The organism is Micromonospora sp. RL09-050-HVF-A (assembly GCF_019374995.1).
Taxonomy (GTDB): domain Bacteria; phylum Actinomycetota; class Actinomycetes; order Mycobacteriales; family Micromonosporaceae; genus Micromonospora; species Micromonospora antibiotica.
On record NZ_JAGKQP010000002.1, the window covers coordinates 536,186 to 560,091 of the forward strand.

At 73.6% G+C, this 23,906-nt stretch carries 26 protein-coding genes and 1 riboswitch; of the genes, 6 read left to right on the top strand and 20 right to left on the bottom strand.

Going from position 1 to position 23,906, the window contains the following annotated elements; all coding sequences use genetic code 11:
- Positions 1-17 precede the first annotated feature (17 nt).
- From J7462_RS02635 to J7462_RS02655, 5 genes are read right to left on the bottom strand one after another with little or no spacing between them, the layout of a single operon-like run.
- Positions 18-1,433, bottom strand: coding sequence for a DUF6297 family protein (locus tag J7462_RS02635; RefSeq protein ID WP_219461292.1), 1,416 nt, complete (start codon positions 1,431-1,433; stop codon positions 18-20).
- A 1-nt stretch (position 1,434) separates the two neighbouring features.
- Positions 1,435-2,052, bottom strand: a complete 618-nt coding sequence (gene ccmA, locus J7462_RS02640; RefSeq protein ID WP_307799071.1) for a heme ABC exporter ATP-binding protein CcmA — start codon at positions 2,050-2,052, stop codon at positions 1,435-1,437.
- 58 nt (positions 2,053-2,110) lie between these two features.
- Positions 2,111-3,034 carry a carbohydrate ABC transporter permease gene (locus J7462_RS02645; protein WP_219461295.1) on the bottom strand — a complete coding sequence of 308 codons (924 nt, stop codon included), beginning with the start codon at positions 3,032-3,034 and terminating at the stop codon, positions 2,111-2,113.
- Complete coding sequence (locus J7462_RS02650; RefSeq protein ID WP_219461299.1) at positions 3,031-4,056, bottom strand: sugar ABC transporter permease; 1,026 nt, start codon at positions 4,054-4,056, stop codon at positions 3,031-3,033. Before J7462_RS02650 ends, J7462_RS02645 begins: the two co-directional genes overlap by 4 nt.
- Positions 4,053-5,732, bottom strand: coding sequence for an extracellular solute-binding protein (locus J7462_RS02655; protein ID WP_219461303.1), 1,680 nt, complete (start codon positions 5,730-5,732; stop codon positions 4,053-4,055). The genes J7462_RS02650 and J7462_RS02655 overlap by 4 nt, the downstream gene beginning before the upstream one ends.
- Before the next feature lie 231 nt (positions 5,733-5,963).
- On the opposite strand from J7462_RS02655, the gene J7462_RS02660 reads away from it, so the two are divergent.
- Complete coding sequence (locus tag J7462_RS02660) at positions 5,964-6,494, top strand: adenylate kinase (protein WP_219461306.1); 531 nt, start codon at positions 5,964-5,966, stop codon at positions 6,492-6,494.
- 50 nt (positions 6,495-6,544) lie between these two features.
- Here J7462_RS02660 and J7462_RS02665 read toward each other — a convergent pair whose 3' ends face one another.
- From J7462_RS02665 to J7462_RS02675, 3 genes are all read right to left on the bottom strand, one after another.
- Positions 6,545-7,372: a hypothetical protein gene (locus tag J7462_RS02665; protein ID WP_219461309.1), complete on the bottom strand. Its 828-nt coding sequence runs from the start codon at positions 7,370-7,372 to the stop codon at positions 6,545-6,547.
- Positions 7,362-7,874 (bottom strand): RNA polymerase sigma factor, encoded by a 513-nt coding sequence (locus J7462_RS02670; RefSeq protein WP_208566224.1) that lies wholly within the window; start codon positions 7,872-7,874, stop codon positions 7,362-7,364. The genes J7462_RS02665 and J7462_RS02670 overlap by 11 nt, the downstream gene beginning before the upstream one ends.
- A 128-nt stretch (positions 7,875-8,002) precedes the next feature.
- On the bottom strand, positions 8,003-8,641 hold the full coding sequence (locus tag J7462_RS02675; RefSeq protein WP_219461313.1) for a hypothetical protein: 639 nt from the start codon (positions 8,639-8,641) through the stop codon (positions 8,003-8,005).
- Between the two features lie 514 nt (positions 8,642-9,155).
- Between J7462_RS02675 and J7462_RS02680 the strand changes: the two genes are divergently transcribed.
- Positions 9,156-9,770 (top strand): dihydrofolate reductase family protein, encoded by a 615-nt coding sequence (locus J7462_RS02680; protein WP_219461315.1) that lies wholly within the window; start codon positions 9,156-9,158, stop codon positions 9,768-9,770.
- Positions 9,771-9,888: 118 nt separating this feature from the next.
- Here the strand turns inward: J7462_RS02680 and J7462_RS02685 are convergent, their stop codons facing one another.
- The 11 genes from J7462_RS02685 to J7462_RS02735 form a co-directional block, all read right to left on the bottom strand.
- Complete coding sequence (locus J7462_RS02685; RefSeq protein ID WP_219461318.1) at positions 9,889-10,671, bottom strand: ankyrin repeat domain-containing protein; 783 nt, start codon at positions 10,669-10,671, stop codon at positions 9,889-9,891.
- Positions 10,672-10,681: 10 nt separating this feature from the next.
- The gene (locus tag J7462_RS02690) at positions 10,682-11,341 is read right to left on the bottom strand and encodes a TOPRIM nucleotidyl transferase/hydrolase domain-containing protein (protein ID WP_308290708.1); all 660 of its coding nucleotides are present in this window, start codon (positions 11,339-11,341) and stop codon (positions 10,682-10,684) included.
- A 69-nt stretch (positions 11,342-11,410) separates the two neighbouring features.
- Entirely contained in the window at positions 11,411-12,028 is a 618-nt protein-coding gene (locus J7462_RS02695) for a histidine phosphatase family protein (RefSeq protein ID WP_219461327.1), read from the bottom strand.
- The gene (locus J7462_RS02700; RefSeq protein WP_219461329.1) at positions 12,025-12,840 is read right to left on the bottom strand and encodes a CbtA family protein; all 816 of its coding nucleotides are present in this window, start codon (positions 12,838-12,840) and stop codon (positions 12,025-12,027) included. Before J7462_RS02700 ends, J7462_RS02695 begins: the two co-directional genes overlap by 4 nt.
- Entirely contained in the window at positions 12,831-13,034 is a 204-nt protein-coding gene (locus tag J7462_RS02705) for a CbtB-domain containing protein (RefSeq protein ID WP_208566216.1), read from the bottom strand. The genes J7462_RS02700 and J7462_RS02705 overlap by 10 nt, the downstream gene beginning before the upstream one ends.
- 60 nt (positions 13,035-13,094) lie before the next feature.
- Positions 13,095-13,163, bottom strand: a riboswitch (cobalamin riboswitch).
- 161 nt (positions 13,164-13,324) lie between these two features.
- Positions 13,325-14,800, bottom strand: a complete 1,476-nt coding sequence (locus J7462_RS02710) for a PepSY domain-containing protein (protein ID WP_219461331.1) — start codon at positions 14,798-14,800, stop codon at positions 13,325-13,327.
- A gap of 48 nt (positions 14,801-14,848) precedes the next feature.
- On the bottom strand, positions 14,849-15,457 hold the full coding sequence (locus J7462_RS02715) for a copper resistance protein CopC (RefSeq protein ID WP_374197499.1): 609 nt from the start codon (positions 15,455-15,457) through the stop codon (positions 14,849-14,851).
- 19 nt (positions 15,458-15,476) lie between these two features.
- Complete coding sequence (locus J7462_RS02720) at positions 15,477-16,688, bottom strand: Dyp-type peroxidase (RefSeq protein WP_219469933.1); 1,212 nt, start codon at positions 16,686-16,688, stop codon at positions 15,477-15,479.
- Between the two features lie 23 nt (positions 16,689-16,711).
- Positions 16,712-17,311 carry a copper chaperone PCu(A)C gene (locus J7462_RS02725; protein WP_219461333.1) on the bottom strand — a complete coding sequence of 200 codons (600 nt, stop codon included), beginning with the start codon at positions 17,309-17,311 and terminating at the stop codon, positions 16,712-16,714.
- Between the two features lie 94 nt (positions 17,312-17,405).
- Complete coding sequence (locus tag J7462_RS02730) at positions 17,406-18,185, bottom strand: zf-HC2 domain-containing protein (RefSeq protein ID WP_219461336.1); 780 nt, start codon at positions 18,183-18,185, stop codon at positions 17,406-17,408.
- A 66-nt stretch (positions 18,186-18,251) separates the two neighbouring features.
- A complete protein-coding gene (locus tag J7462_RS02735) occupies positions 18,252-18,821 on the bottom strand; it encodes a sigma-70 family RNA polymerase sigma factor (RefSeq protein ID WP_208566211.1) in 570 nt (189 codons plus the stop codon).
- 297 nt (positions 18,822-19,118) lie between these two features.
- Here J7462_RS02735 and J7462_RS02740 point away from each other — a divergent pair, with 297 nt between their 5' ends.
- From J7462_RS02740 to pdxY, 3 genes are all read left to right on the top strand, one after another.
- Positions 19,119-20,435 carry a copper resistance CopC family protein gene (locus tag J7462_RS02740; RefSeq protein ID WP_219461340.1) on the top strand — a complete coding sequence of 439 codons (1,317 nt, stop codon included), beginning with the start codon at positions 19,119-19,121 and terminating at the stop codon, positions 20,433-20,435.
- A 19-nt stretch (positions 20,436-20,454) separates the two neighbouring features.
- On the top strand, positions 20,455-21,150 hold the full coding sequence (locus J7462_RS02745) for a hypothetical protein (RefSeq protein WP_219461344.1): 696 nt from the start codon (positions 20,455-20,457) through the stop codon (positions 21,148-21,150).
- A gap of 192 nt (positions 21,151-21,342) precedes the next feature.
- Positions 21,343-22,194, top strand: a complete 852-nt coding sequence (pdxY, locus tag J7462_RS02750) for a pyridoxal kinase PdxY (RefSeq protein ID WP_219461347.1) — start codon at positions 21,343-21,345, stop codon at positions 22,192-22,194.
- A 47-nt stretch (positions 22,195-22,241) separates the two neighbouring features.
- On the opposite strand, the gene J7462_RS02755 is transcribed toward pdxY, so the two are convergent.
- On the bottom strand, positions 22,242-22,727 hold the full coding sequence (locus J7462_RS02755) for a hypothetical protein (RefSeq protein WP_208566208.1): 486 nt from the start codon (positions 22,725-22,727) through the stop codon (positions 22,242-22,244).
- 200 nt (positions 22,728-22,927) lie between these two features.
- Here J7462_RS02755 and J7462_RS02760 point away from each other — a divergent pair, with 200 nt between their 5' ends.
- Positions 22,928-23,431, top strand: coding sequence for a hypothetical protein (locus tag J7462_RS02760; RefSeq protein ID WP_219461349.1), 504 nt, complete (start codon positions 22,928-22,930; stop codon positions 23,429-23,431).
- Positions 23,432-23,906 lie beyond the last annotated feature (475 nt).

Here is a 23,906-nt window from a genome sequence, read left to right on the forward strand (position 1 = left end):
GCGCCAGGCCGCCACCGTCACCCCGCGAGCAGTTGGACGACCACCAGCACGGCGACCAGGTCCGGGCCGCGCAGCACCTGACGGACCAGGTCCACGGGCACCATCGCGAACGGCGTGTTCACCACCGCCCCGCCGTACCGCATGGGTGGGCGGGTGCCGGCCCAGAAGGCCGCCGCCACGACCCCGAGCAGCAGCACCGCGTCGAGCGGGACGGGCACCGGCCGCAGGGCGGGCAGGGTGGCCAGATACCAGAGGGTGGCGCCGACGCCCGGCACGACGAGATGCGTCAGCCGCAACAGGGCGTCGTTGCCGCCGAGGGACCGCCGCAGGCCCGGTGCGCGACTGACCGCGCGGAGCCCGCCGGTGAGCCCGCCCGTCGCCAGGTACGCCAGCACCAGGTGCGCGGGACCCGCGATCGACGGCAGCGCCACCGCGACGGCGTACATGGTCAGCAGCGCCCCGACCCAGCCGACGAGGGCACCCCGGCGGCGCGACAACCGGCGTACCTCCGCCTGGAGCAGCACCCGCAACCGACCACCGGCACGGAAGGGCCGCCCGCGCACCAGGCCGATCCCGCGCCACCGGCGGCTCTCCACCAGCGCGGCGAGCAGCGACGGATCCAGCAGCACGGCGGCGGTGGTGGCGGCGTTGGCGAACTGCGCGCCCGTGGTCAGCGCCGCCCGGTCCACCCGGGCGAGCCGCCGGTGCGCACGGACGGTGGACGCCACCGCGACCGGCAGCAGCACCAGGCCGACGCCGGCGGTGAGCGGCACCGGCGGCAGCGGGAGGGACCACCCGGCGGCGTGCCCGAGCACCACCAGCACCGCGATCGTCGCCCCGGCGGCGGACAGACCGACGCCGAGCCGTCCCGCCCAGCGGGGTGTGGGGCGGACGCTCTGGGCGACGACGGCCCACCCGGTCGCGGTGGCCCCGCAGGTGAGGCCGGCCAACGCCGCCCAGCCCAGGTCGACGGGGCGGTCGAGGCCACCGGCGTACGCGGCTGCCACCGCCAGCAGCCCGACACCGACGGTGCCGCCGCCGACCAGGCCACCGAACCGGGGGAGCAGCCACGCCCGGCGGTCCACCGGTGAGCTGACCAACCAGGTCTGCGCGGCCGGGGTGACCAGCAGCGGCCCGGTCAGCCGCAGGCCCCACCAGGCGAGCCCGGCCCCCGCCGTCACCGCGGCGACGGCGATCCAGTACCTGTCGCCCGGGTCGGTCCGGGTCACCTGCGGGGCCGCCAGGTGGTCGCGGATCGCGGCGACCGCGAACCAGCCGTACAGGGCGACGAACAGGACCACGACGTAGGCGTCGGTGAGCACCTCGCCGAGCGAGCCGGGATGGTGGCGGCGGCGGGCCCGTCGCAGCCCGGCCCGCAGTTGCCGGGGCGTGGGCCCGACCACCGGTGGTGGGGAGGTCCTGGTCGACGTCACCTCAGCCGCCGATCTCGATCCGCCGGTCGGCGACCGCGTCGATCAGTTCGGTGTCGTGCGACGCCATCAGCACCGCCGTGCCGGCTGCCTTCTCCCGCAGCAGCCGCTGCGCCAGCCAGGCCCGGCCCCGGACGTCGAGGCGCTGCTCCGGTTCGTCGAGGACGAGCAACCGGCGCGGGCGCACGAAGCAGGAGGCGAGGGCGAGGCGGCGGCGCTGGCCGCTGGACAGCGTCGCCGGAAGCTGGTCGCGGGCCGGTTCGAGACCCAGCTCGGTGAGCACCTCCTCGACCGGGTCGGCGGTGCCGCCGTGAGCGTAGGCGAGCAGTTCGAGGTGTTCGACGACGGACAGGTCGGGAAAGAAGTCGATGTCGTCGAGGGCGGCGGCGACCGCCGCGCGGACCCGGGGGTCGGTCTCGTCGCAGCGCCGGCCGTCGAGCAGGACCTCACCCTCGTCGGGGCGGTCCGCCCCGACGACGCAGCGCAGCAGGGTGGTCTTGCCGGAGCCGTTGGGCCCGACGACGACGGCGACCTGCCCCGCGTCGAGCTGGAAGCGCACGTCGTCGAGGACGACCAGCGCGCCGAACCGGCGGGTCAGCCCGCGTACGGCAAGTGTGCTCACAACCAGCCACTGTCGCACGCGGGCCGGTGTGGCCGTCGACCCGGTCCCGCCGCAGCGGTCAGCCCTTGACGGCGCCGATCAGCACACCCTTGATGAAATGCCGCTGGATGAACGGATAGACCGCGACGATCGGGGCGACGGTGAGCACGACCACCGCCATCTTGATCGCCTCGGTCGGTGGCATGGACACGCCGGTGCTGCCGCCGGAGGTGTGCGGGGCCTGGCCGGCCAGCAGGTAGCTCTGCAACACCCGCTGGATCGGGTACATGTCGTTGCGGTCGATGAACAGCAGCGCGTCGAACCAGACGTTCCAGTAGCTCACCGCGTAGAACAGCCCCACCACGGCGATGACCGCCCGGGACAGCGGCAGCACGATCCGCACCAGGGTACGGAAGTGGCTCGCCCCGTCGACCCGGGCGCTGTCCAGCAGTTCCTGCGGGATGGCCTGGAAGAAGCCGCGCACCACCACCAGGTTGAACACGCTGATCGCCGGCGGCAGGATCAGCGCCCAGATGGTGTCCTTGAGGCCCAGCCCGGTCACCACCAGGTATTTCGGCACCAACGGCGGGTACACCAGGAACGGGACCAGGAAGTAGATCAGCAGCCAGCGGTAGCCCACCGAACGCGGCTGGGACAACCCGTACGCGGCGAGGACGGTCACGGTCAACGCCAGCGCGCTGCCGATGACGGTGACCAGCGTGCTGATCCACAGCGCCCGGGTGACCGCCCCACCGGCGAAGATCGTCTCGTAGGCCGCGGTGTCGATGCCCCGGGGGATGACGACGATGCCGCCGGCCTCGGCGAGGGTCTCCCGGGAGGACAGGCTGGTCACCAGGATCACCCAGAGCGGGAAGAGCACACTGAGCACGAGCAGACCCAGGAAGGCGGCCTTGAACCCCTGGCCGATCCGGGTCGGTGGCTCCTCCCACACCGGCCGGCGGTCGCGCCCGGAGCGGGCCCGCAGTGCGACGGTCTCGGTCATTTCGAATAGATCCCTCGTTCGCCGAGCAGGTGGGCGACCCGGTTGGCGGCCAGGATCAGGCCCAGCCCGATCGCGGCCTTGAACAGCCCGGCCGCCGCGCCGTAGCCGTAGTTGCCGGTGGCGATGGAGAAGTGGTAGACGAAGGTGTCGAGCACCTCGGCGGCCTGCCGGCCCACCGCGTCACGTTGCAGCAGGAACTGTTCGAACCCGACCGAGAGCGCGTCGCCCAGCCGCAGGATGAGCAGCAGCACGATCACCGGGCGCAGGCCGGGCAGGGTGATGTGCCACAGCCGGCGCCACCGGCCGGCGCCGTCGGCCGCCGCCGCCTCGTAGAGGCTGGTGTCGATGGTGGACAGCGCGGCGAGGAAGACGATGGTCCCCCAGCCGACGTCCTTCCAGACCGCCTCGGCGGTGACCAGGATGATGAAGGTGTCCGGGTTGGTCATCACGTTCCACGGCTGCATGCCGGCGTCGCGCATGGTCTGTGCGAGCAGGCCGGCGCCGCCGAGCATGGCGACGAAGAAGCTGACCACCAGCACCCAGCTGAAGAAGTGCGGCAGATAGACGACGGTCTGCACGAAGCCGCGCCACCGGCTGGAGAGCAGGTTGTGCAGCATGATCGCCAGGAAGATCGGCAGCGGGAAGAAGAAGACCAGCTGGAACGCGGTGATCGCCAGGGTGTTGCGCAGCGCTTCCCAGAAGGCCGAGTCCTCGAAGAGCAGTTGGAACTGGCCGAACCCGATCCAGTTGCTGCGCGCGAACGCCTGCAACGGGTTGTCGCCCAGGTAGGGGTTGTAGTCCTGGAAGGCGATGATGTTGCCCAGGATCGGCAGGTAGCTGAAGACCAGCAGGACGAGGAAGCCGGGCGTCACCATGACCAGCAGCTGCCAGTCCCGGGCGAGCCGGGTGCGCAGCGGCACCCGGCGACGGCGGGCGAGACGGCGCCCGCGTGGCGTCCCGGTGGGCCCGTCGGGCCGGGTCCGGTCGGACCCGGCCGCGACGGTGGTGTCGCGAGTGGTCATCGCCCGGCCTTGGGCAGGGACTTGGCGAGCAGTTCCCGCGCTTCCTCGCCCCCGTTGGCCTTCCACTCCTGCACGATGGCGTCGACGTCGGAGAGCGGCCGGCGGCCGCGCAGGAGGTCGGTGAACTTGTCCTCGGTGGGCACCTGGTTGGCCTTGTACGCGGCCGGCATCTCCAGCTTCACCCCGTCCCAGGGGTCCTTCTCCAGGAACTTCACCATGGCGTTGGAGTAGTTCAGGAGGTCCGGAACGTAGTTCGGGGTCTCCGGGTACGGGCCGATGGTGGGGTTGCGCCCGCTGATGAAGAAGTACTGGTTGGCGATCTCCTTGAACGCCAGGTCGGTCTTGACCGGCCCGTTCGGGGTGCTGTTGTGGTGCTTGCCCGCCAACCCGTAGTCGCGCAGCTGCGCCTCCTGCGAGCCCAGCGGCGCGGAGCACCAGTTCATGATCCGCAGCAGCTCCTCGACCCGTTCCTTGCCGAGTCCCTTCTTGACGAAGGTGAAGGAGATCGGCTCGTCGTCACCCCAGACCAGCGGGTCACCGCCGGTGGCCGAGAAGACCGGCACCGGCTGGATGTTCAGCTTGGGGTTGACCTTCTGGTGCTCGGCCTGGGCGCCCTGCCAGAAGCCCACCCCGTTGCGGGAGAAGACGATCGCGCCGTTCTTGGCGAACAGTTGGACGTTGTCCGCGCCCTTGCTGGCGACGATCTCGGGGTGGACCAGACCGTCCTTGTAGATCTTGGCCATCACCTCGACGGCCTGCCGGTACTCCGGGGTCTCGTACTTGAACTCCGGGGTCCCGTCGGCCTTCAGCCGCCAGCCCTGCTTGGAGGCCGGCACCTTGTGGTACATCTGGATCATCTCGAAGACGTTGTCGAACGCCCACACCTTCTTGGCCGGGTCGGTGACCTGCCTGGCCACGGTGAGCAGGTCGTCGAGTGACGCCGGCACCGCCAGCCCGCGCGCGTCGAGCAGGTCCTTGCGGGTGAACAACGCCCAGGGGAACGGCCCGTCGGTCGGGTTGGGCACGGCCATCAGCCGCTCGTTCCACAGCGAGTTGCGCCAGGCGCCGGTGGGGAACGAGGCCAGCATCGGGTACGCGTTGGCCGCGTCGCCCTTGAGGTAGTCGGTGAGGTCCTCGAAGAGCACCTTGATCGCCTCGGAGAAGCGCGGGATCTTCTGCACCTCCCAACCCGGCACGCAGAGCAGCTCCGGGACGTCCCGCGCGCCGAGCATCGCGTTGAGCTTGTCGGCGTAGGTGTTGCCGTCCTGGATGGTGAAGTTCACCGGCGTGCCCAGCTCGGCGTTGACCGCCTGGAGGTAGGCGTTCTGGGCGACCCCAGGTGGGGCCGGGCCCCAGGCCGGGGTCATCGCGGTGATCTCCTTGCCGCTGGTGCCGGGCCGCTCGGTGATCGCGTCGACCAGCGAGGTCGGGTACTTCGTGTAGCCGTCGGGCACCGGCCGGGTGCCGATGATGTCGGGCTTGATGCTCTGGGCGAGGTCCTTCTGCGTCGGCAGCAGGTTGGCGTACGCGTCCAGGTTCTGCGCGGCACCGGAGCCGGCCGGCTTCTCGGAGCACCCGGCGAGCAGCGGGCCGCCGGCGATGGCTGCCGTGCCGAGGCCGACCAGGCCGAGGAAGTGTCGGCGCGAGCCTGTCGAGCCGGGTTGCTGGGGTGTCATCGGTCCCCCTTCGAGAAGGGCTAGGTAGTGGGTTCGCAGGTTGGGGTAAAGCTAGTTGGTCTGGATGTTAAACAAACTAATGGACGGCGGGAGATTCCGACAAGAGGCATCGACGGTCGCCGTACCGGTACCGGCGGCGCGTCGGGTCGCCGTGACGTCGGCGTGCCCGCCGGGCCGAACCCCACCCGGAGACGACGAGCGGCCCCCGCACCCGCTGCGTAGGCTGCCCGGATGAGCGCACCGTCCCGGATCCTGGTCTACGGGGTGTACGGCGCGGGAAAGTCGACCCTCGCGGCGGTGCTGGCCGACCGGCTGCGGTTGCCGTGGCACCCGGTCGACGACCTGCTGTGGCAACCCGGCTGGGTCGAGGTGCCGGTCGCCGAGCAGCGCAGCCGGATCATTGAGGTCTGCCGGGGCGACCGGTGGATCCTCGACGGGGCCTACCACGGGTGGCGGGACGTGCCCCTGGACCGCGCCGACCTGGTCGTCGCCCTGGACTACCCCCGCTGGCGTTCGTTCGGGCGGCTGCTGCGGCGTACCCTCCGCCGGCTGGCCACGGGGGAGGAGATCTGCAACGGTAACCGCGAGTCACTGGGCAGTGTGCTGTCCCGGGACTCGATCCTGGTGTGGCACGTCAGCGCGTTCGGTCGTGCCCGGCGGCGGATGCGGGCCTGGCAGGCCGACCCGTCGGGACCACCGGTGCTGCTGTTCCGCTCCCCGACCGAGCTGGACCGCTGGCTTGCCACACTGCCCCGACGGTGAGCGGCCGGGACAGGTGAGTGGCCGGGACGCCGCCGCGCCCCGGACCGTCGTCACTTGGGCGCGGGCCCGTTGTCCACGAACCGGAACACCGTTTCCAGGGGAGCGTCGCCGAGCTCCTCCAGGATCAACCCGCGCTGGTCGGAGTACTGGAGATAGGCGGAGTTGTTGCTGAGGGCGTAGGTCCGCTGGCCCCCCTCCGAGCTGTGCACCACGATCGAGAACAGTTGCCTCGGCTCGTCCGGCGAGCAGGCCGCCGCGACGACGGTGAGCGGGTCGGAACCCGCCGACCGGACCTGCCAGCAGTCCCGGTTACCGTCAGCGTCCGGTTCGGCGGTACGGACCAGATAGGTGCCGGACCCCTGGGGCACGAACACGAACAGGCTGCGCCCCTCGTCGCCGTCGACCTCGCCGAGACTGCCGTCGTCGAGCAGGGACACCACGGACTCCATCGCGGCGGACCGCAGGACGACGTAGCGGCGCTGTCCGAGCCGTAGCGGGTCGGTGGACGCCGAACTCTTCGACCCGCTGGGCGTGCCCCTGGGGGTGGCCCGGGGCGACCCGGACGTCGGATCCCCGGTGGTCGAGGTGTCCGGGGTCGGCCCGGTGGACGGGGTGGCCCCCGGTGTCGGGCCCGACGTCGTACCGCTCGGGCCGGCGGGCAGGGTGGTGCGCCCAGTGCCGGCGAGGTGCACCACGGTGGCACCGGCACCCACCGCCCCCAGCAGGGCGATGCCCAGCGCGGCGGTCGCGACGTGCCGACGCCGACGCCGGCTGTCACCGCGTCGACGGACCTCGGCGACGGTGGCGAGCCGACCGGTCTGCCCGGCCTGTCGGGCCAGCCCGCGCAGGGCCTCGTCGAGCCTGTCGTCAGGCCCCATGGCTCCTCCCGGCCGTCGTCTGATGTCCGTCATCGCTCAGGTACCTGGCCAGGGCCTGGCGGCCCCGGGCCAACCGGGTCTTGACGGTGTTCGGATTCGCCCGGGTCTCCGCGGCGATCTCGGCCACGCTGAGGCCGACCAGATGATGCAGCACGATGGCCCGGCGCTGCTCGGAGGGGATGTGCCGTAACGCGTCGACCAGCACCACGTGGTCGACGGAGACCGGTTCCACCTGCTGTCCGGTCGCCTCCCGCCGGTGCGCCGTGACCCGGTTCACCGCCTTGCGCCACGCGCTCACCGCCACCCGGTAGGCGACCTTGCGTACCCACGCCTCCGGGCTGTCGCACTCCCGCACCGTCGCCCACCGGCTCCAGGCCCGGGCGTACGCCTCGGCCACCGCGTCCTCGGCCTCGGTACGGCTGCCGAGCATCGCGTACACCTGCCCCAGCACCCGTTGCGCCGACGAGGCGTAGAAGGCGTCGAACTCCTCGGCGTCACGCATCGATCACGCTCTCCACCTGACCGGTCGCCTCTGCACCCGCAGCGCCCGGCCCGGGGGCCGCCCCGCCCCGCGCGGGCCCGGTCGGATCGGACGGGACGTCGGTCCAGTCCGATCCGACCGGCCTGCCGTCAGCGGTTGGCGGGCGCCGGTCCGTTGTCGTTGAACCGGAAGCTGCTCGTCGGCGGGGCGTCACCCAGCTCCTCGAGGATGAGGCCGGAGCGTGCGGAGTCCCGCAGGAACGCCCCGGCGTTGCTGATCAGGTAGGACGGCGTGGTGCCGGTCGCGGCGAAGATCTCGAACTGCTGGCGGGGATCATCGGCGTTGCACGTGGCGGCCCGAACCTCCAACGGTTTGCTGTTGCCGGGATTATGCACCCGCCAGCAGAGCGGGCCGGCACTGGCCCGGGAGTACGACTTGACGAGGTACTTCTGCCCACCCAGCGGGGTCGGCACGAACAGCTGCCGGCCCTGGTCGTCGTCGACCTCGGCCAGCCGCCCGGAGTCGGTCAGCGACAGGCCGCTCTCGAACGCGCCGACCCGGACGATCGTGTACTGCCGGGTGCCGGTGAACCCGCGTGGGGCCCTGGTCGCCGTCGGCGGCGTGGCCGACAACCCCACCGGTACGCTGTCCGCCACGGCCGTGGTGTCCCGTTGCGCCGGGGCCGCCTGCCCACCGTCGGCCCCGGGCCGGGTGTCCACCGCACAGGCCGCCAGCGCCCCGGTCAGCGCCAGCAACCCGGCACCCGCGAGCCATCGTCTCATCGCCATTGTCCGCTCCTTCACCTGGGGACGTGGTCGGCAGGTCCGTCGTCGCACCGGCCCGGTGCCGACGTCCCGCCCGACTCACCCTTCAGGACGCTCCACACCGTCGCCCGGTTTCAGTCCCACCCCACGGTGTTTTCCGGCACCACCGGTGACGGCCCGGCGAGAATCCGTGACGCCGGCCCACCCGTCCGGTCGAGCCGCCGGATCGCGGGTACCGTCGTCGGGTGCCCGAGCTGATCGCACCCGCCGTCCAGCTGCACGACGCCTGGCGGGAAGCACACGCGGAGTGGGGGCCGGGGTGGCACGAGGACGGCTTCGATGCGGCGGCGTCTTCGAGGCGTCGGGGAGACCCGGCTCGGTCCCACCCGCCGCTACCGTTTCACGCTGCGTGGGTAGGACGGGCAGCCCACGGAGCGACACGCGGTGCGGGTGGCCCATGGGCGGGTGCCCGGCCGGCGACTTTGGGATGCTGTGACGGTCCAGCAAGTGATCCATCCGACTCGAAGGGACCTTTCCGATGGCAAAGGTCATCTCCACGCTTTTCATCTCGGCCGACGGCGTGGCCGAGATCGACCCCGACTGGCACTTCCCGTACTTCGACGACAACATGGGTCGGGCCGTCAGCGAGGACTACGACGCCGCCGACGTGCTCCTCCTCGGCCGGGAGACCTACGACAGCTTCGCCGGGGCGTGGCCCGGCCGCGAGACGGCGGGCGGCGACGACGCGCCGTTCGCCAAGCAGCTCGGTGACCTGCGCAAGGTGGTCGTCTCGCGGCAGTCCCGGGAGTTCCCCTGGCGCAACTCCGAGCTGCTCGACGGCGATCTCCTCAAGGTCGTCGCCGCACTCAGGAACGACACCACCATCGGTGGCGTCCTCATCCCCGGGTCGATCTCCGTCGTGCAGCAGCTGCTCGCCGCCGGACTGGTCGACGAGCTGCGGCTGCTGGTGCACCCGGTGGCGGCGCGGAAGGGCCGCAGACTGTTCGACGACGGTGACGCGCCCTACCACCTGCGGGTGACGACGACGGAAGTGTTCCCGACCGGGGTGATCCGGGTGGTCTACGCGCCGGTCGAGACGCCCGCCCCGGCCGGCTACGACGAGGCCAAGGAGCAACTGCCCGCAGGGGAGTAGCCGCGCCCCGCGCGGGCCGCCTCGGCCGTCGTCACCCGCAGGTGGCACACCGCGCCACCATCGTCGCGTGGTGCCCGTCCGGCCGGTGGTCCGCGCGGCGACCCGGCCGGCGTTCCGGCTAGCGGGTTGAGCCGGGCGTGCGCCGATCCAGCTCGGCGGCGGTGACGGCCCCCCGGGCCCGCAACCAGACGACCAGCTCGGTGGCACCGCGCCGGACGGCCGCGTCCAGGGCGGTACGGTGCTCCCACGGTGCCACCCAGTTGAGCTGGGCGCCCCGCTCCCACAGGTACCCGGCGCAGGACTGCCGGCCGCCGTGGCAGGCGCCCCAGAACGCCACGTCGATCTCGTCCGCCGACGGCGGGACGACGTCGGTGCAGGCCCGCTCCACCCGGTCGAGCAGGCCGAGGGTGGCCGCGTCGGTGAGGGTGGTGCGGGCCCCCCGGACGACGAGCCGGTAGGCCGCCCGCCACTGGGCGAAGGCCCGCGCGTCGGCGAGCGGCGTGCCGCCGGCGATCACGCCCCCGGCAGCCTCGATGTCGGCACCCGCGTCCAGCAGTGCGTCGACGACGTCCACGTCGTCGCAGCTGGCCGCCCAGTGCAGCGGGGTCTCCCGGTGCGGTCCGACGAACCGGGCGTCGACGTCGCTGCCGGCGGCGACCAGGGCGGCCACGGTGGCCGCCCCGTGCGGAAACCGGCCCGGCCAGTCGGTGACGACGTGCAGCAGCGTGCGGGACGTCGCACCGGAGGCCCCACCGACGTGGTCGACGAGGTGCGCGGTGGCCAGCCCCGGATGTGCGGTGAGCAGCCGGCGCAGCGTGGTGAGGTCGCCGCTGCGGATCGCCCCGCTCGCCGTGACCGCCAGCGGGTCGTCGACCGCGAGCAGCAGGAGGTCACCCGTCACCTTGGCGACCCTACCTGCCGCCGGGGAGCAGCCGGTCCAACGGCCGGGGGACGTGCTCCAGATCGAGGGCGTGCACCAGTGCGGCGGCGTACCTCGCCTTACGGCCGCTGGTGGTGCCCAGGAACCGGCGTAGCTGCCGCTGCACGGACCGACCGCGCTGGGCGGGCTGGTTCTGGAAGACCCGGAATCTGGGCAGGTCGCCCTCGGTGTCCAGGACGTCCTCGACACCGGCGGGACCCAGCGCGCGGATCAGCTCGTCCTCCAGGTCGGCGACGCACACCGGGAAGCCGAGCGCCTCCATCGCGGGGCGGTTCAGGTCGACGCCGAGGCCGACCTGCTCCAGAGCGCGCCGGAACCAGCCCTCCTCGGCCTCGTCGCAGAGACCCCGGACGGCCAGGCCGAGACCCGGCGGGCCGAGCAGCCGCAGGAACCGGCCGGCGCTCATCGCGCCCCCGATCGACAGCACGCAGACGCCCTCGTCGGCCAGGTCGCGGCCACGCCGCACGGCCAACGCCTCGACCGCGCTCCGGTCACTGACCCCCTCGACGAGCACGACCGTGGCCACCACGTCACCGGCCAGGCGGCGGGCGGTCACCGCCGCCGCCGCCGCGTCCGCGCCGCCGGCCGCCCAGGTGCCGACGGCGGCGCGGAAACGGTCGGGCTCTCGCACGGGTGGCAGTCTCGCAACCACCGGCCGGGACTGCCACCGGGATTCGGCGGCGGTCGGCGGCCCGGATGATCACCCTTGCGGCCGGCGCTGCGAACCTGGTCCGACCCGCGGCGCGGTGAACTGGAGCTGCCACCGGGAGCCGTGCCGGCTGAGCCGTACCACCGCCAGCGGGGCGACGTCCAGTCGGGGCAACACGGCCATCGGAAGTCGCAACGCGTGCACGATCGCCACCCGGACCACCATCGGATGGGTCACCGCGGCGATCCGGACACCCGGGGCGAGCCGACCGTCGAGCCAGCCCCCGACCCGGTCGCGCAGTGCGGCGAGGGACTCCCCGCCGTGCGGTGCCGCCCCGGGGTGCTCCCACCACTGCCGCAACGCCTCGGGCTCCCGCGCCCCCACGTCCGCCAGGCTCCGCCCGGCCCAGGCGGCGTAGTCGCAGTCCGCCAACGCGGCCTCGACGGTGGGGTGCAACCCGAGGGCGTACGCGGTCTGCGCCGCTGCCGCCGCCGGGCTGGTCAGACAGACGTCCACCCTGCCCAGAGGGGTGCGCCGGTCAGGGCCGACGAGGGCGAGAGCGGCCTGCCGGCCGCCCTCGTCCAGGTCGTCGTCACCCGCGCCGAACACCGCCTGCCGCAGGGCGGCGGTGTGCGCGTGGGCGACCAGCCGCAGGCTGGTCGTGCTCACGGGTGAGCCGGTGTGCCCTGACCGATTGCCGGCTCACCGGGGCGGTCGCCTGCGTGCCGCTCGCTCTTCGGCCGTCCGCCGCCCCGACTCATCAGGGCGCTGAACAGCAGGCCGATCGCGGTCCAGAGCACCACCTGGGTGCCGAGCGAGGCCAACCGGAAGTTCCACAGCAGGGTCGCCGGGAAGTCGTCCGGAACCTCCTGGAACGACGGCAGGACCACATAGCCGACGACGGCGACCAGGAGGAATCCGCCGACGCCCGCCCCGAACCGTTGCCAGACCGGCGCGTCGGCGCGCACCGACCGGTAGCCGAGGGTGCCCGCCCAGACCGCCACCAGGCCGAGGACCACCAGCGCCAGGTAGGCGACGGTGCGCTGGTCGATGGTGTCGGGATCACCGACCGCCGGTGGATTGGCCGGGTACTTCCCGAACGGCACGAGCACCGCGCCGACCAGGGTGCCACCGGCGAGCAGCAGCACCGACCGGCCGTCGTCCGTGCTGCGCAGGCGACGGCGCAGCAGCACGTACGCCGTCGCCAACAGGCCGCCCATCGCGGTCCCGAACAGCCCGGTGGCCAGGAACAGGCCGGCCCGCTGCCCGCCCCGACCGACCAGGTCGTCCGCGTGGTGGTCGTCGGCCACCGGCCCGGTGTGGGTGGCCGACTCCTCGATCGCGATGGCCGCCTCGATGCGCGGCTCACCGACGAGATAGCCGAACGCCCCCGCGAGCAGGCCGGCGACGAGACCGGCGAGTAGACCGCGGAGCAGGACGGTCGCGAACGTGGGTGGACTGTGGGGTGTGGTCAGTGGCACGGGACACCGAGCAGGTGCCGCCCGTCGTGCATGAGTTCGTGCAGGTACATGCCGCTGCGCGAGATCGCGCCCTGATCGAAGGCGACCAGGTAGGTGAGCAGGAGGAGTACGCCGACGACGACCAGGGCCGTCCCCCACACGCGGGCGGACCCGACGGGTTGCACCAGCGACTGGGTGGGAGTGGAACTCGACATGGGACACGAACCTTCCCGGGGATGACGCGTCCCCATCGCAAGGCTGCGGACGACCGAGCGTCCTGGCTCGTGGCACCGTCGACGACGGGACCGCTCACAGTGGCGCGACCGCGCCGGAATCTCACCGGCTTACCTCGCGACGCCGCAGATAGTAGGTCGACCGTAACGGCGCGACCCCCGACTGGTCAATCGTCACCCTGACGAATGTGAGCCACCCCGGGCGGAAGCCCGACGCCTTTGACGGGTCGACGGTCCCGGCCGGCCGTCGCGCGACAACCGGCCGGGACCGGTCATCGACCGGCGGGTGCGGGTGACGTGGGGGTGGTGGTGCGCCGACGCCGTCGCGAGGTCGCGCCCAGGACGACGTCGATGGTGAGGAAGGCCAGGAGGGTGAGCCCGAACAGGGGCAGCGCCCAGCCGATCGCCACCGTCGACGGCACGCCGACGAGCAGGACCCACCGCGGTACGGCCCGCACGCCGCCCCGGGCCGGTGGGGTGCCGACGAGCGCGCGCCGGTCGGTGCGGGTGGGTCGCCGTTGCCACCACATGCGGTAGCCCCACACGATGACGCAGAGCAGCCCGAGAGCCAGCGCGGCGAGCAGGAGTTGGTTGACCGGGCCGAAGAGCACGCCCATGTGGGCCTGGATGCCGAGACCACTGAGCTTGGCCAGCAGCGGCCAGTCGGCGAAGTCGCTGCGGGCGGTGACCGTGGTCGTGGCGGGGTCGACGGCGACCCGGTCCTTCGCGACCGGCCAGGTGTTGTCGACCTGGGTGACCGTCCAGGCTGAGCCCGGCTCCGCAGCCGGGGCGATCTCGACCGGGCCGACCAGCCCGGCCGTCCGGGCGGCGGTCAGCACCCGGTCGAAGGCGGCCGACTCGACCACCCCGCCCGCCCCGGACGCACCGTGGTGACCACCGCCGTCGGCATCGGCCGGGTCGCTCGGCGTCGCGGTGAGGGCGGTGGACAGCAGCGGGGCGCGGGCGTCGAGGGAGTCGAGGCCGGCGCCGAAGTTCGCTCCGGCGTACCGGGACCAGGTCAACCCGGTCGCCGAGAGGAACAACAGGCCGACGGTGAGCCAGACCCCGAGGGTGGCATGCCAGCCCCGGGTCCGGCGGACCCCCCGGGCGGCGGACAGGTCCGGCACGAGCAGGTGCCGCACGGTGGCCCGGGAGGCCCGGCGGCGTCGCCACCACAGCACGACCCCTCCCAGCGCGATGATCCACAGCCAACTCGCGGCCAGCTCCGAGTAGTGCCGGCCGACCTCCCCGAGGTGCAGGTTGCGGTGCAGGTCGTCCAGCCAGGTGGTGGCCGGGGTGGACCCGAACCAGGTGGTCAGCTGCCCCTGCACCCGTGCCGTGTACGGGTCGACGTACACGGTGTGCTGCTTCTCCCCGTACTCCGGGGCCGCGAACACCACCCTCGTGGCCTGGTCACCCGTTCCCGGCTGCACCGAGGCGACACCGCCTTCGGGGTGGGCGTTGCGGGCCGCCCCGACCTGGTCGGCCACCGGTAGTGGCCGCTCACCCACCTCGGCCACCGTCATCCGGTCGCCGTAGAGCACCCCGTCCACCTGCGGCGCGACCGTGTACGCCAACCCGGTCAGCGCGGCGACCACCAGGAACGGCGCGACCAGCACACCCGCGTAGAAGTGCAACCGCAGCAGCAACGCGCCGAACGGGGAACCACCCCGGGTGGACCGGACGGGCGGGTCGGCGGGTGGGGCGGGTTCCGGCCTCGACGGGCCGGGCAACTCAGTGACAGACATACTCATCCGATCGAGATCGTCGGGAGGTACCCGATGGTCGTCCCGTGCCTACGGGCGGATCAGCCCGCGTTCGTGGTGCCGGCGTCGCGCCGGCCCGCCCTCAGCGGCGTGCCGACCGGCGTCGCCACCGGAGCGCGCCCGCCGCCACCGCCAGCGCGGCCACCGCGCCGCCGGCCACGCCCAGGACCGTGCCCCGGCCGCCGTCGTCGTCCCCGGCCGGGGCCGCGGCGGTGGCGGCGGCCGGGGGGCCGACGCGGTGCTGGGGGCGACGGTCGGCGCGGCGGGGTCGGCCACGGTGAACGGGTACGACCCCTGCACCGGGTGCCCGTCGGCGGACACCACCCGGTACGCGACGGTGTACGTCCCGTTGGGCAGGGTGTCCGTCACCTGGACGGTGCTCTTCGTCCCGTCGACCACCGGATCGCCGGTGGGGACGCGTCGTTTCGTCCCGTCGGTGAGCACGATGGTGGTGAAGGCCGGGTCCAGCCGGGCCAGGAACTCGAGCGTGATCTCGGTGGGCGCGCGGGACAGGGTCGCCTCCCGAGCCGGTGAGGCCGAGGTGAGGCTGTTGTGTGCCCAGGCCGGCGTTGCGGCGACGAGGAGCGCCAGCGCGGCGGCCAGCAGCGCGGCGGCGAGCCGGCAGGTCGAGGTGATCATGACGCTCTACCGGGCCGGCTCATCCGAGCACCTGCTGACCGATCCAGCCGTCGGGTGGGCAGCCGGGCGGGACGGCGAACACGGCGGAGCCGATCGGGGTGGTCCATTCGTTGAGCAGGTCCCGGTCGGCGAGTCGTCGTTGGATCGGCAGGAACTGGGTGGTGATGTCGGCCTGGTAGGCGGCGAAGATCAGTCCACTGTCGGCGTGCCCCTGCGGGGTGGGTGTGCCGTCGTAGTTGTAGGGCCGGCGCAGGATCTTCAGCCGGTCGTCGGTGACGTGTGCCCGGGTGAGGTGGGAGAAGTCCGGGATGACGGTGAGGCCGTCGTCGCCGGTGGCGGCGAAGTTGGGTTCGTCGTGTTCGGCGGTGCCGGTGAGCGGGGCGCCGGTGTCGAGGCGGCGGCCGATGGCGAGTTCCCGGTCGGTGCGGCCGAGCAGGTCCCAGGTCTCCAGGTTCATGCTGATCCTGCGGACCACGAGGGTGGTGCTGTCCTTGAGCCAGGCCGGGCCGTCGGGCACCCACACGGCGGTGTCCGACGGTGGGCCGGGGCGAGGGTTGGCGGTGCCGTCGAGCTGACCGAACAGGTTGCGTTGGGTGTGGCCGGCCGGCTCGACGCCGGGGCTGCGCCGGAAGCCCTGCTGCACCCAACGGACGGTGGCGAAGGGCCGGCTGTCCTTGATCAGTACCCGTTGGGCGTGGGCGACGGTGACCGCGTCGTCGGCGCAGATCTGCACCAGTAGGTCCCCACCGGACCAGGCCGGCTGGAGCCGGTCGACACGGAACGCCGGCAGGTCCACCACGGACGGCGGCCGGCGGTCGTCGACGCCTGCGGCCCGGTAGAGGCCGGGGCCGAAACCGAAGGTCACGGTGAGCCGGGCGGGCAGCAACCCGAGTTCCGCCTCGGTGTCGGCCAGCGCCGGCCGGCCCTGGGTGAGCCGGGCGGCGTCGTCGCTGAGCAGCCGCAGCAACCGGCCCAGCGCCGCCCGGTCGGTGCCCGGTCGCAGGGTGAACGCGACGAAGGCACCGTGCGCCTGTGGCTCGGTGGTGACCCCGGCCTGCCGGGGACCGTGGAACGGCTCGACCAGCGCACCGACGGCCGCCACCGGGCTCGGCGCAGCCGTCGCAGGCGGGCCACCGGCCTGGTCACCGGTAGCGGCGGCGACCACCGCCGCGCCGGCCACCGCGCCACCCGCAGCCAACGCCCCACCGGCGAGCAGACCCCGCCGGCTCACCGCCCGGGCGGGCGGGGTCGTGGTCACGACGCCGGACTCGTCGTCGGCTGCCCGCTCATGCTCGGCATGGGAGCGCCGTGGCCGGGGGCGTAGCTCTCCTGCGCGCCGGTGAACGGCTTCGCCACGGCGGTGAACTGCTGGGTCCGACCATCGCCGAAGGTGAGGGTCACGGTGAGGGCGTCACCGGCCCGCACCGGCTGACGCAGGTCCATCAGCATCAGGTGATCACCGCCGGGCTCCAGGACATGGGTGCCCTTCGCCTTGATCACGATGCCGCCCTCCTTCTGTCGCATGACCATCTTTCCGTCCTTCATGGTCATCTCGTGCAGCTCCATCGGCGACACCGACGTCGTGGCACCGGTGAGCGTCACGTCGGCGTCGCCGCTGTTGACCAGGGTCGCGAAGGCCGCCGTCATGCCCTTGTCGGCCGCCTTCACCCACGGGTCGCGAATGTCGACCACCCCCGTGACCGCGCTCGCCGGGGCCGAGGCGCTCGACTGCGGAGCTGCGGCCGGATCGGCCGGGCCGCAGCCGGCGGTGCCGAGCGCCAGCAGCGCTGCGGCGGTGGTGGCGAGGACGACCGACGGGCGTCGATACGAGCCGAGTGGACGGGTGGGGCGCATGGGTTCTTCCTCCGTTGTGCTGGTGCTCTGTCCCGTTGGTCGGTCACCGGGCCCTGGAAGTTCCGGCCGGTCGGCATCGACGTTTCGTGGTCGGTCAGGCCGCCGACCGGTCGCGGATCCGCGCCGAACCGACGTGCGGCGGCACCAGGCGCAGGGGCGGCGTGGCGGTCGGTACGTCGTGCGCGGCCAGCCGCCACGCGGGACGGTCGCGCTGGTCGCGGCCCGCCGGCCCGTCGGGTCGCAGTCGGGGTCGGGACAGGGCGACCACGATCAGGTAACCGGTGAGCAGGAAACCGTGACTGACCAGCCGGGGCGGTTCCACCCGCCCGGTGACCAGGTCGTTGGCCGAGAGCAGCACCAGGGCCCCGACGAAGGCGCTCAGGGTCGGCAGGAGCCCGCTGGTCGGGGTGCGCCGGGCCGCGACGAACAGGAAACCCGCGCCGACGGCGATGTTCCAGGCGGCGGACTCGTGCCACAGGTGCCCGGAGGTCAGCGTGTCGAGCGCGCCGTGGGCGTGACCGGCAGCCGGGCCCCGCCCGACCTGGGCCAGTCCCAGCACCAGTTGCAGTGCGCCGATGAGGGCCAGCCCGGTGCGCAGGGCGAACACGAGCCGGTCGCGGAGCCGGCGGGGTGCGGGGAGCGCGGCCAGGACGGCGTCGGTGAGATCGGGGCCGGGCACCGCCTGACGCCGCCGGACGGGGGCGGGGGCGGAGAGGGCCAGTCGGGACCGTCTGGTCACCGTCGCGGCCTGGTCACACCAGTCCCGGCAGCCCGTGCACCCGTCCAGGTGGGCGTCGACCGCGATCCGCTCGGCGGGGGTCTCCTCGCCGTCCAGCTGCGCCGACAGGATCTCACGCCACTGCTCACACCCCATGTACCGGTAGTCGGACCGGGGTGCCCGTTGGTTCCCGTGGACCGTGGTCGCGACCCAGGTCAGCGGTCAGCCGGCGGCGCTTCCGGGCCGGCGGCGGATCGAGCGGGGGTTGCCCTCGACCAGCACGACGAGATCCTCCCGGGCCCGGGCGACCCGGGACCGGATGGTGCCGACCGGACAGCCGCACACCTCGGCCGCCTCGGCGTAGGACAGGCCGAGGACCTGGGTGGCGACGAACGCCTCCCGACGGTCGGCGGGCAGGGCCAACAGCAGGTCGTTGAGGACCACCTCGCCGTCGAAGCCGCTGCCCCGAGTGTCCGGGGTGTCGTGCCACTCGGACAACGGCACGGTGCGCGGGCGCGACGTGGCGGCCCGTACGTGGTCGACGGCGGTGCGCCGGGCGATGCCGAGCAGCCAGGTCCGGGCCGACGACCGGGCGGCGAACGACGGCAGCGACCGCATCGCCCGCAGGTACGTCTCCTGGGTGAGGTCGTCGGCCTCGGCCGGACTGATCAGGTGGGCGACGAACCGTCGTACGTGCTGCTGGGTGGCCCGGATGAACCGGGCTGCTGCCTCCCGGTCACCCCGACCCGCGGCCAGCGCCCACGCGGTGACCTCCGCGTCGTCGTCGCTCACCTGCTACCTCCGTGTCCGGTCGCGCACGCCCGCCAACCGTAACGACGGGGTGTAGTAGGTCTCGGGTGAGCGTACGGCACACCCGGCGTCACCCTCGCCCACTGGTACGGACGGAAGCCGGCAACGGATCACCTCGTCCTTACCCGGTGGCGCGGTCCTGCGTCGGGCGGTGCCGTCGCCGCGGCGAGTTTTGATCATCCGGGGTCGGGATCGGGGCGTCCTGGCCAAAACTTTTGCCATCTGCGTAAAAAGTTGGTGAACTATTGATCGAAGTCCACTCTTCGTGAGGATGATCCGATGCGCTGTCCCCCTCCAGCCACCGGGCCCACCGGGCGTGCCCTCGCGGGCCTCCTCGCGTTCGTGCTCGCCTCGGCGGTCGTCCTGCTCCCCACCGCCCGGCCGGCCCAGGCACACGGCACGCTGGCGATGTCCACCCCGGCGGCCGACGCCACGGTGACCGAGGCGCTGACGGAGGTGGAGCTGTACTTCACCGAGCAGGTCGCCGCCAACGCCTACTTCACCGTCACCGGCCCCGGGGGTGGTCGGGTCGACAACGGCTGGCGGCAGGGCTCACCCCGGCCCCTGGACAAGCCGGTCCGCGAGTACCTGCTGGTCGACGGCAAGTTCGAGCCGAAGGAGTACAGCACGGGTTTCCCGGCGGTGGTGACCCTGGCCCACCTGCCGGCGGCGGGGCAGTACGCGGTGAGCTACCTGTCGGTGGCCTCGGACGGCGAGCCGGTGCGGGGCACCATGAGTTTCCGGTACACCGGGCGGGCGACGGCCGCCCCGCAGGGCTGGCGGCCACCGGTCGACCAGCCGGACCCGGCGTTGGTGGCCGCCGCCGAGCAGCACGCCACCTCCGGCCACACCGGCGGCGCAGCTCCGGGCGGGCCGGCCTCCGCGGTCCCACCGGCCCCCTCGACGGCCGCCACCGCCGCGGCCCCGCCGGCCGCCGCCACCCCCGGCAGCGACGGGAACGACCTCGGGTGGCTGGCCTGGGCCGGCGGTGCGGTGCTGGTCGTGGCGGCGGTCGGCTTCGCAGCCTGGCGGCGTCGCCCGGTCCCGGCTGCCCGGGCCGCCGGCCGCGCCGGTGGCCGGCCCCGCAGCCGGGGGTCGGTCGCCCGGTCCGCCGCCGGGGCCCGCCCGACCCGGTCGACGACGGCGCGCGGTCGCCGGGGGGCGAACCGTCCCGCTGCCCCGCGCGCGGGGCCGCCGAGCCGGTGCCGGCACCCCCCGCCACCGAGGTGGTACCCGCCAAGGCCGCCCCCGCCGCCAAGGCGGCATCAGGCGTCAAGGCGGCAGCAAGCACCAGGGGAGCCGCAGCCAGCACGGTCGCGCCCGCCACCGAGGCGGTACCCACCACGGCCGAGGAGGGACCCGCCGTGGCCGGGCCGGCAGCGGAACGGGGCACCCGGCTGGGCAACACCGGCCTCGCGCTGCTCGTCGGGGGCTGGTGGTCGCCCTGCTGGCCGGGTTCGGGCTCGGCCGGCTCGGCTCCGGCACCCGGCCCGCCGACCGCAGCGCGACAGCGCCGCCGGTCACCGGGGCGGCGCTGTCGGCGGGGGACGGGCACCAGCACGGACCCGGCACCGGCGCGCACACCCATCCCGGTGACGGCGCGACACAGGCGCAGGTGACCGGGTTGTCGGTGAACTCCGGCGGCTACACCGTGCAGCCGCAGGCCAGGACCCAACCAGCGGGGGTACGCACGGACTACCGGTTCCGGATCGTCGGTGCCGACGGTCAGCCGGCGACCCGCTTCGCGGTCGTCCACGACAAGCAACTGCACCTGGTCGTGGTGGGTCGCGACCTGAGTGGCTACCAGCACCTGCATCCCACCATGGCGGCGGACGGCACCTGGACGGTCCCGCTGACGCTGGCCCGGCCCGGCGGCTACCGCATCTACGCCGACTTCTCGGTGACCGGCGTCGACGGCAAAACGGTGCCGCTGGTGCTGGGCGTCGACCACCAGGTGCCCGGCGCGCACACTCCGGCCCCGCTGCCGCCCGCCGCGCAGCAGTCGACGGCCGGCCCGTTCACGGTGACGATGACCGGTACGCCGACAGTGGGCGTGACGGTGCCGCTGTCCTTCCGGCCCGACGGGGTCGAGCCGTCCCGGCTGGAGCGCTACCTGGGGGCGTACGGGCACCTGGTCGTGGTGCGGGAGGGTGACCTGGGCTACGTGCACGTCCACCCCGAGCCGGAGCTGGTGGACGGGACGGTCCGGTTCTGGCTGACCGCCCCGAGCACCGGGCGGTACCGCGCGTTCTTCGACTTCCAGGTCGACGGGCAGGTGCACACCGCGCAGTACACCCTAGACCTGGGCTGAGCGCCGGCCCCGGCGACCGGTCCCCGGATTGCCGACCCGGCGGGTGGTCCCGGCCGCCGGGCCCACAGGCGTCAGCCGGCCGGGCCGTCCGGCGGGGGCCGGCAGCCCGGCGGGGGTGAACCGGTGGGCCCGGCCGGGACGAATCGGAGGGCCCGTACCCGGGGTGTCGGTGGCAGCGGCCATGATGGGCCGGTGAAGATCCTGTCCATCCAGTCCTCGGTCGCCTACGGTCACGTCGGCAACTCGGCGGCCGTGTTCCCCCTCCAGCGCCTCGGGCACGAGGTCTGGCCGGTGCTCACCGTGCACTTCTCCAACCACACCGGCTACGGTGCGTGGCGCGGGCCGCTGCTGGCCCCGGCCGACGTGGCGGAGGTGATCGAGGGCATCGCCGACCGTGGGGTGCTCGGCACCGCCGACGCGGTGCTGTCGGGCTACCAGGGCGACCCGGCGATGGGTGCGGTGATCCTCGACGCGGCCGACCGGGTCCGGGCCGCCAACCCGGACGCGGTGTACTGCTGCGACCCGGTGATGGGCGACACCGGCCGCGGGATGTTCGTCCGGCCGGGCATCCCGGAGTACCTGCGCGACGTGGTGGTCCCGCGGGCCGACATCATCACCCCGAACCACTTCGAGTTGGACTTCCTCGCCGGCCGGACGACCACCTCGCTGACCGCCGTGCTGGACGCCGTCGACGTGGTCCGCGCCACCGGCCCCCGCGACGTCCTGGTCACCAGCGTGCTGCACGACGACGTGCCGGCCGGCTTGCTGGAGGTGGTGGCGGTCTCGGACGAGGGTGCCTGGGCGGTGACCACGCCCCTGCTGCCGATCAGCCCCAACGGCGGCGGCGACGTCACCGCCGCGCTCTACCTGGCCCACCTGCGCACCACGGGCTCACCGGCGATCGCCCTGGAACGGACCATCGCCTCGGTCTTCACCGTGCTGGAGCGCACCCTCGCGGCGGGCACCCGGGAGATCCAGCTGGTCGCGGCCCAGGACGCCATCGCCGACCCGCCGACCAGGTTCGTCGCGCGCCGGCTGCGCTGACCCCGGTACGGGCTGCGACCCCGTACTCGCCCCGGCCGGCGCGACGGTCAGGGCGACGTGGAGAACGCCGCGACGAGGCCGAAGCCACCGCAGCAGAGCACCCCCAGCACGGCCAGCGTGACGAGCAGGATGCTGTAGTTCGACCACATGCCGAACTTCGTCACGTCGGTGCCCTGCCCGTCGTGGACCCGGTTGCGCCAGCCGCCGAAGCGGAACGACAACGGGTACACCACCCCCGGCTGGGTGACCAGCGCGGTGGTGATGACGGGGATGCCCATGAAGTCGGTGTAGCGGACGTCGTGCGGCCCGGCCGGGACGGCCACGTACCAGGTGCCCTCGCCCGGGATCGCCACCAACCGGCCGTCGACCTTGAACCGGCTCGTGGAGGGGGCGGGCACCAGGTACGGCCCCCGGTTGACCGAGACGGTCAGCACCGCGTGCCCCGGGGGCGGCGGGATCGGGTGGGGGTAGGCGATCATCGGCGTGACGCCGCCGGGCGCGGCCGGGTACGACGGCTGAGGGGGATACGACACCGCCACATCCTGGCACGGCCCCCGGACCACGTCCGCCCGGGCGGCGTACCACCGGTGGAAGTGGGATGGTCCGGCGGCCCGTCCGTCCCGGCGCGCAGGCCGATCGCCCTCCGGTTGAACCGTCGGCACCCCGGTTCGTAGAAGGGGACCGGGACGGGAGGATGTCGGTGGGACCGAGGGTGTGGAGAGCAATGGTGGGGATGCGGCGAGCCTTTGTCACGGTGCTGCTGGTCGGGATCGTGCTGGTCGTTGCGGCGGGGCCGGTACGTGCGGTGCCCGCCGAGACCGGCCGGTACTACGTGGTCGGGCCACCCGTCGACGGTCAGCGGGAGTACCTCTACGCCATCGCGCTGCGTACCCTCGGCAACGGTAACCGGTTCCGGGAGATCGTCGAGCTGAACGCGGGGCGGGCCCAACCGGACGGCGAGACGTTCACCGACGGTGTGGTCCTGCGCCCCGGCTGGCAGCTCGTGTTGCCCCGGGACGCGAAGGGCCAGGGGGTACGGATCGGACGACTGCCGCAGCTCGGCCCGCCCGCCCCACGGCCACCGGGTCCGAGCGCCCCGCCCTCGACCCCGGTGCGTCCCAGCCCGACCCCCGGACGACGACGTCCGCTGCGCCCCGGCCCGCCACCACCCCGGCGCAGGCGGGCACCCGGGCGGTCGCCCGACCCCCCGATGGCCCGGTGGCGGCCGGCCCGCTGAGCCCGCTGCTGATCCGGGGTACCGCCGGGCTGCTGGCGGTCTTCTTCGCGGCGGTGGCGGTGATGCTGCTGCGGCGGGGTGGGAACCGCCGGGTGGTGCTGGAGGACGACGGGCCGTGGCCGCCGCAGCGGCACCACACCCCGACCCCCGCCGAACTCACCGCCGGCCCGGCGGTCGGCGACGTGGACATCCCACCACCGCCTCCGACCAGTGGACCGGCCCCGGGTACGGCACCCCGAGCGGCTCCGGTGGCCGCAGCGCCCCGGCCGGCTCCGGTGGCCGTGGCGCCCCGACCGACCCCGCCGCTGCCACCGCCGGTCACCCGGCCGATCCCACCGCCGCCCGTCACCCGGCTGGCCACGCCATCCCCGGTCGCCGGGCCGCTCCCGCCGGCACCGTCCTTCGCCCCCCAGCCGCCCCCGCCCCCCAGCCGTCACCGCTCCCACCGGCACCGTCATCCCCGGCTCCGGCCCCG